The 13,564-nt window shown below is 62.5% G+C and carries 13 protein-coding genes and 5 pseudogenes; 7 read left to right on the forward strand and 11 right to left on the reverse strand.

All coding sequences use genetic code 11. The features are described 5' to 3' along the window. Positions 1-120: 120 nt before the first annotated feature. The 7 genes and pseudogenes from AC0L7P_RS11900 to pyrH form a co-directional block, all read right to left on the reverse strand. Positions 121-246: a hypothetical protein gene (locus AC0L7P_RS11900; RefSeq protein WP_473432970.1), complete on the reverse strand. Its 126-nt coding sequence runs from the start codon at positions 244-246 to the stop codon at positions 121-123. Positions 247-340: 94 nt separating this feature from the next. After that, a pseudogene (rseP, locus tag AC0L7P_RS11905) lies at positions 341-1,686 on the reverse strand (RIP metalloprotease RseP). A 3-nt stretch (positions 1,687-1,689) separates the two neighbouring features. After that, the gene (gene dxr, locus AC0L7P_RS11910; RefSeq protein WP_473432971.1) at positions 1,690-2,877 is read right to left on the reverse strand and encodes a 1-deoxy-D-xylulose-5-phosphate reductoisomerase; all 1,188 of its coding nucleotides are present in this window, start codon (positions 2,875-2,877) and stop codon (positions 1,690-1,692) included. Beyond that, positions 2,874-3,662, reverse strand: coding sequence for a phosphatidate cytidylyltransferase (locus tag AC0L7P_RS11915; RefSeq protein WP_473432972.1), 789 nt, complete (start codon positions 3,660-3,662; stop codon positions 2,874-2,876). The genes dxr and AC0L7P_RS11915 overlap by 4 nt, the downstream gene beginning before the upstream one ends. Further along, entirely contained in the window at positions 3,659-4,393 is a 735-nt protein-coding gene (gene uppS, locus AC0L7P_RS11920) for a polyprenyl diphosphate synthase (protein WP_473432973.1), read from the reverse strand. Before uppS ends, AC0L7P_RS11915 begins: the two co-directional genes overlap by 4 nt. 87 nt (positions 4,394-4,480) lie before the next feature. After that, positions 4,481-5,047, reverse strand: a complete 567-nt coding sequence (gene frr, locus AC0L7P_RS11925) for a ribosome recycling factor (protein ID WP_473432974.1) — start codon at positions 5,045-5,047, stop codon at positions 4,481-4,483. A gap of 87 nt (positions 5,048-5,134) precedes the next feature. Next, positions 5,135-5,871 (reverse strand): annotated as a pseudogene (gene pyrH / locus AC0L7P_RS11930) (UMP kinase). A gap of 108 nt (positions 5,872-5,979) precedes the next feature. On the opposite strand from pyrH, the pseudogene miaA reads away from it, so the two are divergent. Beyond that, positions 5,980-6,860: pseudogene (gene miaA / locus AC0L7P_RS11935) on the forward strand (tRNA (adenosine(37)-N6)-dimethylallyltransferase MiaA). 119 nt (positions 6,861-6,979) lie between these two features. After that, the gene (locus AC0L7P_RS11940) at positions 6,980-7,789 is read left to right on the forward strand and encodes a helix-turn-helix transcriptional regulator (protein ID WP_473432975.1); all 810 of its coding nucleotides are present in this window, start codon (positions 6,980-6,982) and stop codon (positions 7,787-7,789) included. A 26-nt stretch (positions 7,790-7,815) separates the two neighbouring features. On the opposite strand, the gene AC0L7P_RS11945 is transcribed toward AC0L7P_RS11940, so the two are convergent. Beyond that, positions 7,816-8,415 (reverse strand): lytic transglycosylase domain-containing protein, encoded by a 600-nt coding sequence (locus tag AC0L7P_RS11945; protein ID WP_473432976.1) that lies wholly within the window; start codon positions 8,413-8,415, stop codon positions 7,816-7,818. Positions 8,416-8,554: 139 nt separating this feature from the next. Here AC0L7P_RS11945 and ssb point away from each other — a divergent pair, with 139 nt between their 5' ends. Further along, a complete protein-coding gene (gene ssb / locus AC0L7P_RS11950; protein WP_473432977.1) occupies positions 8,555-9,064 on the forward strand; it encodes a single-stranded DNA-binding protein in 510 nt (169 codons plus the stop codon). A 109-nt stretch (positions 9,065-9,173) separates the two neighbouring features. On the opposite strand, the gene AC0L7P_RS11955 is transcribed toward ssb, so the two are convergent. The 3 genes and pseudogenes from AC0L7P_RS11955 to AC0L7P_RS11965 form a co-directional block, all read right to left on the reverse strand. Continuing rightward, positions 9,174-9,707 carry a 3-dehydroquinate synthase family protein gene (locus AC0L7P_RS11955; protein WP_473435449.1) on the reverse strand — a complete coding sequence of 178 codons (534 nt, stop codon included), beginning with the start codon at positions 9,705-9,707 and terminating at the stop codon, positions 9,174-9,176. 93 nt (positions 9,708-9,800) lie between these two features. Beyond that, positions 9,801-10,285: pseudogene (locus tag AC0L7P_RS11960) on the reverse strand (iron-containing alcohol dehydrogenase); the annotation flags it as partial. After that, on the reverse strand, positions 10,282-10,878 hold the full coding sequence (locus AC0L7P_RS11965; protein ID WP_473435450.1) for a shikimate kinase: 597 nt from the start codon (positions 10,876-10,878) through the stop codon (positions 10,282-10,284). The pseudogene AC0L7P_RS11960 and the gene AC0L7P_RS11965, both read right to left, overlap by 4 nt. A gap of 79 nt (positions 10,879-10,957) precedes the next feature. Here AC0L7P_RS11965 and AC0L7P_RS11970 point away from each other — a divergent pair, with 79 nt between their 5' ends. From AC0L7P_RS11970 to AC0L7P_RS11985, 4 genes and pseudogenes are all read left to right on the forward strand, one after another. Continuing rightward, positions 10,958-11,092, forward strand: coding sequence for a hypothetical protein (locus AC0L7P_RS11970; protein ID WP_473432978.1), 135 nt, complete (start codon positions 10,958-10,960; stop codon positions 11,090-11,092). Continuing rightward, on the forward strand, positions 11,082-11,738 hold the full coding sequence (locus AC0L7P_RS11975; RefSeq protein ID WP_473432979.1) for a hypothetical protein: 657 nt from the start codon (positions 11,082-11,084) through the stop codon (positions 11,736-11,738). Before AC0L7P_RS11970 ends, AC0L7P_RS11975 begins: the two co-directional genes overlap by 11 nt. 136 nt (positions 11,739-11,874) lie before the next feature. After that, positions 11,875-12,627, forward strand: a complete 753-nt coding sequence (locus tag AC0L7P_RS11980; protein WP_473432980.1) for a hypothetical protein — start codon at positions 11,875-11,877, stop codon at positions 12,625-12,627. 8 nt (positions 12,628-12,635) lie between these two features. Next, a pseudogene (locus AC0L7P_RS11985) lies at positions 12,636-13,558 on the forward strand (site-specific tyrosine recombinase XerD). Positions 13,559-13,564: the final 6 nt, after the last annotated feature.

A 13,564-nucleotide genomic window follows, 5' to 3' on the forward strand; every position in this document is an offset into this window, starting at 1 on the left:
GCAGACTCCAGTGCGACTGTGCTATCGGGATTGGCCGGACTTGTCAAAACGCACAAAGGCCCGGAACCGCTTATTTATGCGGTCCGGGCCCAAAATACATATATGTTGGGTTAACGCGCCTTAATAGGTGCCGATATAGGCCGCGGCCATCAGCGCCACGGCGATGGCGCCGAAATAGATCAGCCGATCAAGGTTCAGATCAACCAAAAGAGAGATACTGCGGGCGCTGGCTTGGATATGTTGCATGGTCTGGCTCACTTGGGGCGGATGGTGTTCAGGGTATCCACACCTTTACCCCGCGATTGTGGCGTAAATTGGACCTGACCAGCGCTTTACCCCCTCAGGGACAGAAAATATCGTTGGTCAGGGCAAACACCATCAGCGTTCCCAGCAAGGCCAGCCCGATGAACATCATCACCCTGAGCGCGCCGTCGCTGGGCGGTTTGCCAAACACCGCCTCATAGGCGTGAAACACCAGATGCCCGCCATCCAGCACCGGAATCGGAAACAGGTTCAACAGGCCAACGGCAGTGGACAGCACCGCAATGAACCAGATAAACGTCAGCCCCCCTGCGATGCCGCCGCGCCGCTGGTCTGTGCAATGCCGATCGGCCCCTGCAAGCCGCAGGATGAAATCGCCCCCACCGCCATGTGATACAAGCCCGACACCGAAGATTGTGCAATGAACAGGGTTTGCGACGCCGCCTGCCCCAAGGCGGCAAACGGCCCAAGGGATTCGGTGCGCGGGGTAAAGAACAGACCACCTGAAATCCCGATCAGCCAGCGGGTTTCAAACCCGCCACCGGCCACGGGCAGATCGACAGAGCGGGGCGACAGAACCACGTCACGGGTTGTCCCGCCATTGGGGCCATCGCTCCAGACCTTGAGATCCAGGGGCGTGCCCTTGGCCGCCGCCACCAATGCGGGAAGCTGATCAAAGGCAAAGACCGGCTTGCCATCCACCGACGTAATCACGTCACCGATTTTCAGCCCGGCATCCATGGCCGAGGATTGCAGGTTCACACCGCTGATCAGCGGCGGATACGGGTGCGGACCTTCCACTGTCAGGCTCTGACCATCGCGCATCACGGTATAGTCAAGACTGGGCGCAAGGGGCAGTTTTCTGATGAAATCGTCCATATCGGCCAGTTTGGGCGTGGTCAGCCCCGCAATAGACAGAATTTCATCGCCCGCGCGCAATTCCTGCACCCCCGCCGGAAGGGGGTGATTTCATCCACGGTCAGCGGGCTCGCTCGCGACTCCGCGAAACATCATCACCACAGTGAAAATTGCAATGGAAAACAAAAAGTTGAACACCGGCCCCGCCGCAACCGTGGCCGCCCGCGCCCAAAGCGGCGCCCCCGCCATGGTGTGGCGCCTTTCGGCCGCGCTCAGGTGCGACACATCTGTGTTTTCAACGCTGGCGGCATCGGCATCCCCGGCGAATTTCACATAGCCGCCAAAGGGCAAGGCCGCGATCTGCCACTGGGTGCCGCGCTTGTCGCGCCGGGAATACAGGATCGGGCCAAAGCCCAAAGAGAACACATCGGCATGAATGCCCGACCAGCGCCCGACGATGTAATGGCCGTATTCATGCACCGCCACGATCACTGAAAGGGCGACAATAAAGGCCAGTATCGAATAGAAAAAGCTGCCGAAAGACGGGATCAGTCCGACAAGGTCCATGGGTTAGTCCTGCTCTTTGTTTTGTCTTTCGCGGATCGCTTCGCCCGCCCTTACCCGCGCCAGATGGTCTGTTTGTGCCACAGTATCAAGGGTCATCTCGCCCGATAGCAGGCTGTCACCGGCCAGTCGCGCCAAGGTTTGTTCAACCACGGCGGCCATATCAAGAAACCCCAGTTCCCCCGCGATAAACGCATCCAGCGCGCGTTCCTTGGCGCCGTTGAACACCGCCCCGGCCAGCCCGCCCGCCTGCATCACCTCGCGCGCCAGGCGCAGGGCCGGGTATCGCGCGTCATCGGGGGCGCGGAATGTGAATTGCCCCAGTGCGGCAAAATCCAGCCGCTGCACCGGCAACGCCCGGCGCCGCGGCCAGTGCAGCGCAAAACCGATGGCGTGGCGCATATCCGGCGGCCCCACATGGGCCAGCAACCCGCCATCGACAAACCCGACCATGGCATGAATCATCGATTCCGGGTGGATGAGGGTTTCGATCTTCTCAGGTGGAACGCCAAAGAATTCATGCGTTTCAATAAGTTCCAGCGCCTTGTTAAACATGCTGGCGCTGTCGATGGTAATTCTTTGGCCCATGTCCCAGTTCGGGTGGTTCGAGGCCTGCGCAGGTGTCGCGCGGGCCAGATCCTTTATCGGCCAATCGCGAAAGGCCCCGCCGCTGGCGGTGATGATGATCCGCTCAATCGTGGCGATGTCTTCGCCCACCAGCCCTTGAAAAACGGCGGAATGTTCGCTGTCCACGGGCAGGATTGTCGCCCCGTGATCACGCGCCGTCTGCATCAGCAACGGCCCCGCAGTGACGAGGGATTCCTTGTTGGCCAGCGCCAGTGTCGTGCCCTGTTTCAGCGCCGCCATCCCCGGCGCCAGCCCCGCCGCCCCGACAATGGCCGACATCACCCAATCGGCAGGGCGCGTGGCGGCCTCAATGATCGCGTCGGCCCCGGCGGCGCAGGTGATCGTGGTGCCGGACAAGTGATCGCGCAGCGCGGGCAAACACTCCTCAAAGGCGGTCACGGCAATTTCGGCGTTGTGCAGACGGGCCAGTTCGGCCAGCCGCGCCACGTTCCGCCCGCCGCTGAGCGCAACCACATCATAGGCCGCACATTCGCGCCCGATCAGATCGAGAGTGTTGCCGCCGATTGATCCCGTCGCGCCGAAAACCGAAACCCTGCGTCGGCTCATAACACCCCCGGCGGGAAATCGACCAGCCGTTCCACCAGCAGGAAAACCACCGACGCGCCCAACATGCCGTCAAACCGGTCGAACAGCCCGCCATGCCCCGGCAAAAGGTTGGAACTGTCCTTGACCCCGACCCGCCGCTTGACCGCGCTTTCGGCAACATCGCCCATCTGGCTGGCCATGGACAGGGCCACGGTAATGCCGATAAGTTGCGCATCCGCGCCGGTTACACCCATGAACACCGCGCCGATGATGGCCGCCGCGATCCAGCCGGCAATCGTGCCCGACCATGTTTTCTTGGGGCTGACACGGGGCCAGAATTTTGGCCCGCCAATGAAACGCCCGGCAAAATACCCGGCAATATCGGTGCAGGCGACCAGCAGAACCAGCCACAGCATCCAGACAAATCCGAAATCGGCCCGCAAGACGAACAGGCCAAAGCCGGACAGCAGGATCATGATGGTAAACAGGGCAAATGTCACCCGGCGGTGCTGCAACAGGCCAAACCCCACAAAGGCAGGCGCCAGCACCAGCGGCAGGGCAAAACCGGGCGCCACCAGATCGGCGATCAACAGCGCGAGGCCAGCCACCCCGGCAAGCATGATCGCGGGGGCGTCAGGGTCAACCATCCGCGCCAGTTCCCACACCATGATGGCGGATACGATGACGGTAAGCGCCAGAAACAGCCAGCCCCCGACCCAGACACAGATCAACCCGACCGCCGCAATACAGGCGCCCGAGGCGACCCGGACGATCAGGTCGTCCCACTGACCCGGCTTGGCCGTCATGCAGGAACGGCCCCAAAGCGGCGCTCGCGTTTGCCATATTCCGCCAGAACCCGGCCAAATTCAACGGAATCAAAGTCGGGCCAAAGCGTGTTGACGAATTCATATTCCGCATAGGCCGATTGCCACAGCAGGAAGTTGGAAATCCGCGCCTCGCCGCTGGTGCGGATCACCAGATCGGGATCGGGCAGGAAACAGGTATCAAGAAACCGCGCCAAGGTGGTTTCATCCACCGCATCGTGCGAAAGGCGCCCCTCGGCCACCTCGCGCGCCAGACGCTTCGTGGCCCGGCCCAATTCATCGCGCCCGCCATAATTCAGCGCCACGGTCAGATGTACCCGGTCATTGCCGCTGGTCAGCAGCTCGATTTCGTCCATGACCTTGCGCAGCTTTGCATCCAATTGCAGCCGGTCGCCAATGAACCGCACGCGCACGCCTTCGGCCAGCAGGTCGCGCGCCTCGGAGGCGATATAGCGGCGGAACAACTTCATCAGGCCCGAAACCTCGGCCTGGGTGCGTTTCCAGTTTTCAGTGCTGAAGGCAAAAACTGTCAGGTATTGCACATCATGATCCGGGCAGGCGCGCACGATTTCCTTGACCCGCTTGACGCCCGCGTGATGGCCGAACAGGCGCGGCTTGCCCCGCCCCTGCGCCCACCGGCCATTGCCATCCATGATGATCGCAACATGGCGCGGCCCGGTCCGTTGATCCTGATCGTCGGTCTTGCTGCTCATGTGTGGCTCTCCTTCATGGTCGGTGCTGTCGGTTGCACACCGAATACACGGAAGCGGACAGCGCAGGGTTTCACGGCGCCGGGCCGCTCAGACCTGCATGATCTCTTCTTGTTTGGTCGCCAGCACCGCGTCGATCTTGGCGATACCTGCGTCCGTCAGATCCTGCACCTCGGTCGACCACACCTTGTGGTCATCCTCGGACATGCCGTTGGCCTTCATCTTTTTAAGCTGGTCCATGCCATCGCGGCGCACGTTGCGGATGGCAACGCGGGCATCCTCGGCCCGCCCACCGGCCACCTTGGCCAGTTGCGCGCGGCGCTCTTCGTTCAGCTCGGGAATTGGCAGGCGGATGGTCATGCCGTCAATCACCGGGTTGATGCCCAGACCGGATTCGCGGATCGCCTTTTCCGTCTTGCCCATCAGGGTCTTGTCCCAGACCGTCACCGTCACCATGCGCGGTTCGGGCACGTTGATGGTGCCCACCTGATTGATCGGGGTCAGTTGCCCATAGGCGTCAACCATCACCGGTTCGACCATGCTGGCCGAGGCGCGGCCCGTGCGCAGCGAGGCGAATTCGTGGCGCAACGCCTCCATCGCGCCGTCCATGCGGCGTTTCAGGTCATCAATATCAAGATCGAAATCGTCGTCTGCCATGTCGTTACCTCATGTCGTCCTGCGCCCGGGCGCAGGGTGCATTTTCGCACCGGCCACCTGTGCCGTGTGCTTTTGGCTCTTATACCTTTAACCGTGTACGATTGTATAGGTGCCTTTCCCGGCCAGAATCCCCGGAATCCCCCCGGTTCATCCAATGAAAACACGACGATGGGCAGTTTGTTGTCCCGCGCCAGTGCGATCGCGCTGGCATCCATCACCTTGAGGTTCTTGCGCAGCACCTCGTCATAGCTCACCCGGTCATAGCGTTTCGCCTGCGGGTTGTTCACCGGGTCCATATCATAGATCCCGTCCACCTTGGTGCCCTTGAAGATCGCCTCGCAGGCCATTTCATTGGCGCGCAGGGTCGCCGCCGTGTCGGTGGTGAAATAGGGGTTACCGGTGCCGGCGGCGAAAATGCAGACCCGCTTTTTCTCAAGGTGGCGCACGGCGCGGCGGCGAATGTAGGGTTCACAGACCTGATCCATGGGAATGGCGGAAATCACCCGCGTGTGGATGCCCAGTTCCTCAAGCGCGCTTTGCATGGCCAGCGCGTTCATCACCGTGGCCAGCATGCCCATGTAATCGGCGGTGGTGCGTTCCATTCCCTGCGCGCTGCCTTGCAAGCCGCGAAAGATGTTGCCGCCCCCGATCACCATGGCGATTTCAACCCCGAGATCGTGAACCGATTTCACCTCGGCAGCGATCCGTTGCACGGTGGGGGGATGCAGGCCAAAGGCGGTTTCCCCCATCAGGGCCTCGCCCGAGATTTTCAGCAGAACCCGTTTATATGTCACCTTGCCGTCGCCTGCCTGAGCCTCTGTCATCTGTTCCCGTCCCGTGTGGTTGCCGCCGATTGTATCGCCAGTGTAAATGTCGCAAAAGCGGGCGGGTTTCAATGCGCCATAGGGGGTAACGTGACGCACAAAGCGATCATGGCACAGGCGGGGGCCGACCGTCCGGTGCTGATTGCCGGGCCGACGGCCTCGGGCAAATCGGCGCTGGCACTGGCGATTGCCCAACAGGCGGGCGGTGTGATCGTGAACGCCGACGCCTTGCAGGTGTTTGCCAACTGGCGGGTGCTGACCGCCCGCCCCGACGATCATGATCTGGCCCGCGCGCCCCATGCTCTTTATGGCCATGTGCCGGGAAATGCGCCCTATTCCACCGGTCACTGGCTGCGCGAGGTTGCGGCGTTGCTGGAGGGGGCGCGCCCGATTATCGTTGGCGGAACGGGGCTGAATTTCGCTGCCCTCACCGAAGGGCTGGCCGAAATCCCCCGACGCCGCCCGATGTGCGCGCCATCGCCGATGCAATGATGGCGCAGGACGGCGCCCCTGCCCTGCTTGCACAGCTTGATCCGGCCACCATCGCGCGGATAGATCGGCAAAATCCCGCCCGGATTCAGCGCGCGTGGGAGGTGCAGGCCACCACCGGGCGCGGGCTGGCCGCATGGCAGGACGCCACGCCGCCGCCCCTGTTGCCGCTGGCCAAATGTTTCGCCGTGGTGGTTGAGGCGCCGGTGCATTGGCTGAACCCGCGGATTGAGCGGCGCTTCGATCTGATGCTGGACCAGGGCGCGCTGGACGAGGTGCGTGCCAACCTGCCCGGCTGGGACGCGCGCCGCCCCGCGTCACGCGCCATCGGCGCGCCCGAGCTGATCGCCCACTTGCGCGGTGACATGACATTGGATCAGGCGCGCGATGCTGCCGTGATCGCCACCCGGCAATATGCCAAACGTCAGCGGACGTGGTTTCGCAAACGGATGCGCGATTGGCACCCGATTGTTGCCGGTCAGGATACGGCGTTGCACTGAAATCCGCCGCTCGGGCAGGTTCTGTTTGACTCAGCCGGTGATTCCCCCGACCTTCCGGGGTTCGGGGGCCTGCCAGCCAACACCCAGATACCACCACCAAAACGAGGGTCTGATCTGCCATGACCAACGCCGATATCCCCATGCCCGGGTTCCGTCTTGTTCCGCTTCAGCGGTTTGCACAGGGGGGACGCTGGCGCACCGAAGCAATGCGCAGCTATTCCACGCCGGTTCTGTATTGGTTCACCCGGGGACAGGGGCGAATCACGATTTCCGGCGTCACCCGGGGGTATGGGCCGCACAACGCCATCCTGCTGCCCCCAGGCACGATGCACGGGTTCGAAATGATGACACAGGTGTCGGGCAGCGCGCTGTTTTTTCCACGCATCAGCGAAATTGAAATCCCGTCCGAACCGCTGCACCTGCGCCTGCGCGCCGCGCAGCATCAGAGCGAAATGGCGTTTCAGATCGAAAACATCCAGCGCGAACTGGAACTGGGCGCCGACGCCATGGAACGGGCGCTGGTGCATCACGCCGGCCTGCTTGCCGTATGGCTGGAACGACAGGCCGGACCAGAGGCGCTTGATCATGATCCGGCGGCGGATCGCGCCAGTGACCGTCTGGCAGCGGCCTTTGCGTCATTGTTGGAACGCGATTTTCGCAAGGGTGGCGGCGTGGCCGATTATGCCGCCGCCCTGGGCGTGACCGCAACCCATCTGTCGCGGTGCTGCAAGGCGGCCTGCGGGCGCAACGCCTCGGCCCTGTTACAGGATCGGGTGCATTATGAAGCGCGCAAGATGCTGCGTGATACCGCCCTGCCGATCAAGGATGTGGCCGCCTCTCTCGGGTTTCGGTCAGCCGCGTATTTCACCCGGGCGTTTCAGCATCAGACAGGCGACACACCTTCGGCCTTCCGGCGCGCGGATCGATAACAAAAGAACCGGATCGACAGGCGCTTCTAGCTGCCCCAGATGGCCAGAACGTAGTTGCGGGTTTCCTTGTAGGGAGGCACGCCACCGTGCTTTTCCACGGCCCCCGGCCCGGCGTTATAGGCCGCAAGGGCCAGCCGCCATGAATTGAACTTTTCATACTGGCGCCGCAGATACCGCGCGCCGCCGTCCAGATTCTGCCCCGGAATGTTCGGATCGACATGCAGCTTGCGCGCGGTTTCCGGCATGAGCTGCGCCAGCCCGATGGCCCCCTTGTGGGATACGGCATTGGGGTTCCAGCCGGATTCGCGCTGAACCAACCGCAAAAACAGGTCTTCGGGCACATTGTGTTTGCGTGCGGCGGCCCGGGCCACGCTCAGAAAGGGGCCAGAGTATTTGCCGGTATACCGAGGCGCCGTGCCGTTTGAGCTGCGCCCCGGTATCTTGATCCGCTCGGGTTTAAGCCGGGCAGAATTGGAATATTGCTTGGCGGCGCGGCCATCCAGAACACTTGTCTGGGATTGAAACAGTTTCAGCCGGTTCTTGGAGGAAACGGACAGATTCTCCGCCCAGCCCAACGCGGGCGCAACCGAAACTGCCGCCAGGAACAGCGTTACCTTGCCGATCATGAAAATACCTTACCGCTGTTTTCGCCGAGTATACCCAAATGCGCGATCTTTTCCAGCCCCGGGCCGCTTTAGCGCCTGTTAACCGGGTTCGCCCTAGGCTAACACCAAAGACGGACCGAGAATCGAAGGAGTGCGGACAATGGCGGGTTCTGTAAACAAGGTGATCCTGATCGGCAATCTGGGCCGCGATCCCGAAGTGCGGACGTTTCAGAACGGCGGCAAGGTGTGCAATCTGCGTATCGCGACGTCGGAAACCTGGAAAGACCGCAACACCGGTGAACGGCGCGAGCGCACGGAGTGGCACAGCGTCGCGATCTTTCAGGAAGGTCTGGTGCGGATTGCCGAACAATATCTGCGCAAGGGCGCAAAGGTTTACATTGAAGGCAAGCTGCAAACCCGCAAATGGCAGGATCAATCGGGCCAGGACCGGTATTCAACCGAAGTGGTGCTGCAAGGTTTTGACGGTGTGATGACCATGCTTGACGGTCGCGATGGCGGCGGCGGTGGTGGCGGCAATTATGGCGGCGGTGGCGACAGCGGCGGTTACCCCGATGACCGCGACAGCGGTTATGGCGGCGGCGGTGGCAATGATCGCGGCGGGCGCGGCGGCCCGGCGAACAACGACATGGACGATGAAATCCCGTTCTGAGCCGAGACTGATCCAGCGGAGGCGCGCAAGGCGCGCCACGCTATGATTTGCGCGCGCAAGGGCGCGCGGGTGCCCCCGCGCGCGGCACATCACCCCGGATGCGTCGGTGTTACCGGGCCGCGTCGCGCAACACGTCGCGCACCACTTCGGCGTCAACCTGATCGGTCACGAAGGCCTGACCGATCCGCCCGGTCATGACAAAATTCAGCGCCCCGTCGACCACCTTTTTATCCTGCCCCATGAGGGCAATCAAAGCGTCAGCGTCGGGCAGATCGCCGGGAATATCCGTCAGGTTGGTTTTCATGCCCATGTCGCGCAGGTGGGCGCGCACGCGGCTTGGGTCTTCTTGCGGGCAAAGACCAAGGCGCGCCGATACCTCAAAGGCCAGCGCGCAACCGATGGCCACGCCCTCGCCGTGCAGCAGCCGGTCGGAAAACCCCGTGGCGGCCTCCAGGGCATGACAAAACGTGTGGCCAAGGTTCAGCAGCGCCCGTTCACCCTGTTCGGTTTCATCGCGCGCCACAATGTCGGCTTTCATCTGCACCGAACGGCGCACCGCCTCGGCGCGCAGCGCGCGATCACCGGCGGCAATGGCGGGGCCGTTTTCCTCTAGCCAGCTAAAGAACGTTTCATCCCCAAGCATACCGTATTTCGCCACCTCACCGTATCCCGACAACAGTTCGCGCCCCGGCAAAGTGTCGAGCGCCGTGATATCGGCCAGCACCAGCGACGGCTGATGAAACGCCCCGATCAGGTTCTTGCCTTGCGGTGCGTTGATTCCGGTCTTGCCGCCGACAGAACTGTCGACCTGCGCCAAAAGCGACGTGGGGATTTGCACAAACCGCACCCCCGGCGCAGCACCGCCGCAGCAAAGCCCGCCAGATCGCCGATCACGCCGCCGCCAAGGGCGACCACCACATCGCGCCGTTCGATCCGTTGGTCCAGCAACCATTCGACGGCGCGGGTAAACTGTGGCCAGCCTTTGGTGGATTCGCCCACCGGCAGGGCCAGGGCCACCATGTCGATCCCCGAAGCAGCCAGCCCGGCGCGCAGGGACTCAAGATGAGCGCCAGCGACGTTTTCATCGGTCAGGACGGCCACGCGCGGGCGGTGCAGCAAAGGCGCCAGATGGGCGCCCGCCGTCGCGATCAGCCCCTCGCCGATCCGCACATCATAGGCCCGCGCACCCAGTTCAACCCGTACATCCACTGTCATTGTCATTTCCTTGTCAGCACATCAGGACGGGTCGCCAGCATGTCGATCACCCGCCCCACCATATCGTCGATCGAAAACCGCGCGTCGCATTGCGCCGCCAGATCGGCCTGTTGATAAAGAGGCACCCGGGTGGCGAATATCTCTTGCAGGGTTCCGAACGGATCGGGGGTGTGCAAAAGCGGGCGCGTGTCCTTGTGACGCACCCGCGACCACAACAGCCGCACATCAGCGTCCAGCCAGACCGACACCCCGTGCTGCGAGATCATTTCACGGTTGCGCTCTGCCAAAAACGCTCCGCCACCGGTTGAAAGAATGCCGGGTTCAGATTGCAACAGCCGCTCAATCACCTGGGTTTCCTTGGCGCGAAAGAATTCGACCCCGTCGCGGGTGAAAATTTCTGCGATGGTGCGGTCTGCCGCTGTTTCCAACTCGTGATCCGAATCGCGAAACGTTACGCCCAGCGTGCGCGCCAGCGCCGTTCCAACGGCTGTTTTCCCGGCGCCCATCATCCCGACCAGAACGACCGTTTTCCTCAGTTGATATGGCACCCCGGCATTGTCCCGCTTATTGGTTCGCTTTCTTCTCTTGAATGGCGTGATATTGCCGGAAAGACCATATATAATTCCGGACAAGGGCCGCAGAGCCCGCAATTGGCAGGCCCCCGGGAAGGGAACATTTATGATTCGGCTACTGAAACTGTTGATTTTTCTTGCGATCGCCGGCTTTGTCGGGCTGACCGGTTTCGCCTATCTGGGCGATATGCGGCCCGAGAAAACCGATATGACCGTGCCTGTGACGCTGGATGCAAATTAAACTTATCCGTCAGGCCTGTGCCATTCTGGCCTTTTGTGTGCCCGTGGCGGCACAGTCCGAAGCACCGCTTTCGGCCATTGACTGGCTGTCGGACAGCGTGATTTTGCCTGCGCCGGTTGCCCTGCCCCGGCGCGCGCCCCCGGCCAATGACATTGCCACCTCTGCCTTGCCCGAAACCGTTACCGTGCGCCCGCTGGACCGCCCCAACCCCGATACGGTGGGCCTTGTGCCCGCGCGCCGTCTTGGGCTGCCGTCTGATTTGTGGGGCACGACATCATCGCGCAGACTGGCACAATTGCTGACGGCCCAAACGCCCCCCGATCTGGCGCCGCTGCGCGATTTGCTGAAATCCATGCTGATTGCCGAGCTTGATCCTCCCGATGATTCGGCGGGCGATACCGCGCTGTTTCTGGCGCGGATCGACGCGCTTTTGGGTCTTGGCGCGCTGGACAGCGCCGCCGAAATGCTGGATCGCGCCGGTCGGACCGAACCGGTTTATTTCCGCCGCTGGTTCGATATTTCCCTGCTGAACGGCACCGAAAATCAGGCCTGCGCCCGGATGCGCGCCCTGCCCCAGATTTCGCCCACCTATGCGGCGCGGATTTTCTGTCTGGCGCGGGGGGCGATTGGCAGGCGGCGGCGCTGACCCTTGATACCGCCGAGGCGCTGGGCCTGATCAAATCCGATGAGGATGAGCTGTTGGCGCGGTTCCTGTCCGCCGAGCTTTCGGAAAACGCGCCCCCCTGCCGGTTGAACGCAAACCATCGCCGCTGGTGTTTTCCATGTACGCCGCCGTTGGCGAACCCCTGTCGACGCTGAACCTGCCCATCGCCTTTGCCCATGCCGATTTGCGGCCGATCACCGGCTGGAAGGCGCGGATCACCGCCGCCGAACGTCTGGCGCGCATGGGTGCCATTTCCGGTGATCGCCTGATCGAAATCTACAGCGAACGCCAGCCTGCCGCCTCGGGCGGGGTTTGGGAACGGGTGGACGCGGTTCAGGATCTGGCCGAGGCGATCAACCTTGGCGATGATGACGGAGTGGCAAATTCTTTGCCTGCTGCGTGGCGCGAAATGCTGGACAACGGGCTGGAGGTGGCCTTTTCCGAGGCGATGGCCCCGGCGGTTGATCCGCTGGTGCTGTCGGGCGAAAGCGACGAAATTCAGCTGAAGATCGGCCTTTTGTCACAGGATTTTGCCGCCGCCGCCGCCCGGGCCAAGGCAAAAACCCCGGAACAGGCATTTTGGCTGGCGTTGGCGCAGGGCGAGGCGGTCCGTGCCACGCCCGTTGATTCCCTGAGCACGGCATTGCGCGATGGGTTTCGCGCCAAGGCCCCGTCAGCCGATCTGCAATCCCTGCTGGATCAGGGGCGCCGGGGCGAAGCAGTGTTGCAGGCAATCACCCTGTTTGCCAAAGGCGCGGCGGGCAACCTTGATGAGCTGCAAAACGCCATCGCCCTGCTGCGCGCCACCGGGCTTGAGGTTTACGCCCGCCGCGCCGCCCTGCACTTGATGATTGTGGGACCGGTGACATGAGCGTTTCGATGATCCGGCGCATCCAGACCTTTCTGGAGGCGCAGGCCGCTGAATTGGACGCCGCCGAAAACACCCGGCTGGCCTATGCCCGCGACCTGAAGGATTTTGCCGAGTGGCTGGAGCGCAAAGCACTGGATTTCGACACGGCGCAGCGCAACGATGTCGAAACCTATATGATTGACTGCGATACGCTGGGCCTGGCCCAATCCACCCGGGCGCGGCGGCTGTCGGCGATCAAGCAGCTTTATCGTTTCGCGTTCGAGGAAGGCTGGCGCGCCGACAATCCGGCGATTCAGATCAAGGGGCCGGGTCGGGCCAAACGGCTGCCCAAAACCCTGAGCGTGGATGAGGTGGACCGGCTGATCGGCGCCGCCCAGACCGCCGGCACATCGCGCAGTGACCGGCTCCGCAATACCTGCCTGATGGAGATTCTCTATGCCACCGGAATGCGGGTGAGCGAGCTTGTCTCGCTTCCTGTGACCGCTGCCCGGGGCGACCCCCGGATGCTGTTGGTGCGCGGCAAGGGCGGCAAGGAACGCATGGTGCCCCTGTCCCCTCCGGCCCGCGATGCCCTGACGGTGTGGCTGCTGGAACGTGATGCAAAAGATGCAGAGCGGGTGGCAAAGCGTTTTGCGGCTTCGAAATTCCTGTTTCCGACCCATGCCAAACAGGGCCATCTGACGCGCCACCGGTTTTATACCCTGATCAAGGAACTTGCCGTTCATGGGGGTGTTTCGCCTGACAAGGTAACGCCCCACACCCTGCGCCATGCTTTTGCCACGCATCTGTTGGCCGGGGGGCCGATCTGCGGTCGATCCAGACATTGCTGGGCCACGCCGATGTGTCCACCACCGAAATCTATACCCATGTGCTGGATGAACGGCTGCGCGACCTGGTGCTGGAGCATCACCCGCTTGCCAAAGACAGCTAGGGGCGC

The sequence above is a fragment of the Oceaniglobus sp. K40-3 genome (assembly GCF_055808395.1).

Excerpts from the sequence above, each read along its gene's own strand:
- AC0L7P_RS11900 (WP_473432970.1), bottom strand. The coding sequence starts at position 246 with ATGCAACATATCCAAGCCAGCGCCCGCAGTATCTCTCTTTTGGTTGAT.
- dxr (WP_473432971.1), bottom strand. The coding sequence starts at position 2,877 with ATGAGCCGACGCAGGGTTTCGGTTTTCGGCGCGACGGGATCAATCGGC.
- AC0L7P_RS11915 (WP_473432972.1), bottom strand. The coding sequence starts at position 3,662 with ATGACGGCCAAGCCGGGTCAGTGGGACGACCTGATCGTCCGGGTCGCC.
- uppS (WP_473432973.1), bottom strand. The coding sequence starts at position 4,393 with ATGAGCAGCAAGACCGACGATCAGGATCAACGGACCGGGCCGCGCCAT.
- frr (WP_473432974.1), bottom strand. The coding sequence starts at position 5,047 with ATGGCAGACGACGATTTCGATCTTGATATTGATGACCTGAAACGCCGC.
- AC0L7P_RS11940 (WP_473432975.1), top strand. The coding sequence starts at position 6,980 with ATGACCAACGCCGATATCCCCATGCCCGGGTTCCGTCTTGTTCCGCTT.
- AC0L7P_RS11945 (WP_473432976.1), bottom strand. The coding sequence starts at position 8,415 with ATGATCGGCAAGGTAACGCTGTTCCTGGCGGCAGTTTCGGTTGCGCCC.
- ssb (WP_473432977.1), top strand. The coding sequence starts at position 8,555 with ATGGCGGGTTCTGTAAACAAGGTGATCCTGATCGGCAATCTGGGCCGC.
- AC0L7P_RS11955 (WP_473435449.1), bottom strand. The coding sequence starts at position 9,707 with ATGCTTGGGGATGAAACGTTCTTTAGCTGGCTAGAGGAAAACGGCCCC.
- AC0L7P_RS11970 (WP_473432978.1), top strand. The coding sequence starts at position 10,958 with ATGATTCGGCTACTGAAACTGTTGATTTTTCTTGCGATCGCCGGCTTT.
- AC0L7P_RS11975 (WP_473432979.1), top strand. The coding sequence starts at position 11,082 with ATGCAAATTAAACTTATCCGTCAGGCCTGTGCCATTCTGGCCTTTTGT.
- AC0L7P_RS11980 (WP_473432980.1), top strand. The coding sequence starts at position 11,875 with ATGTACGCCGCCGTTGGCGAACCCCTGTCGACGCTGAACCTGCCCATC.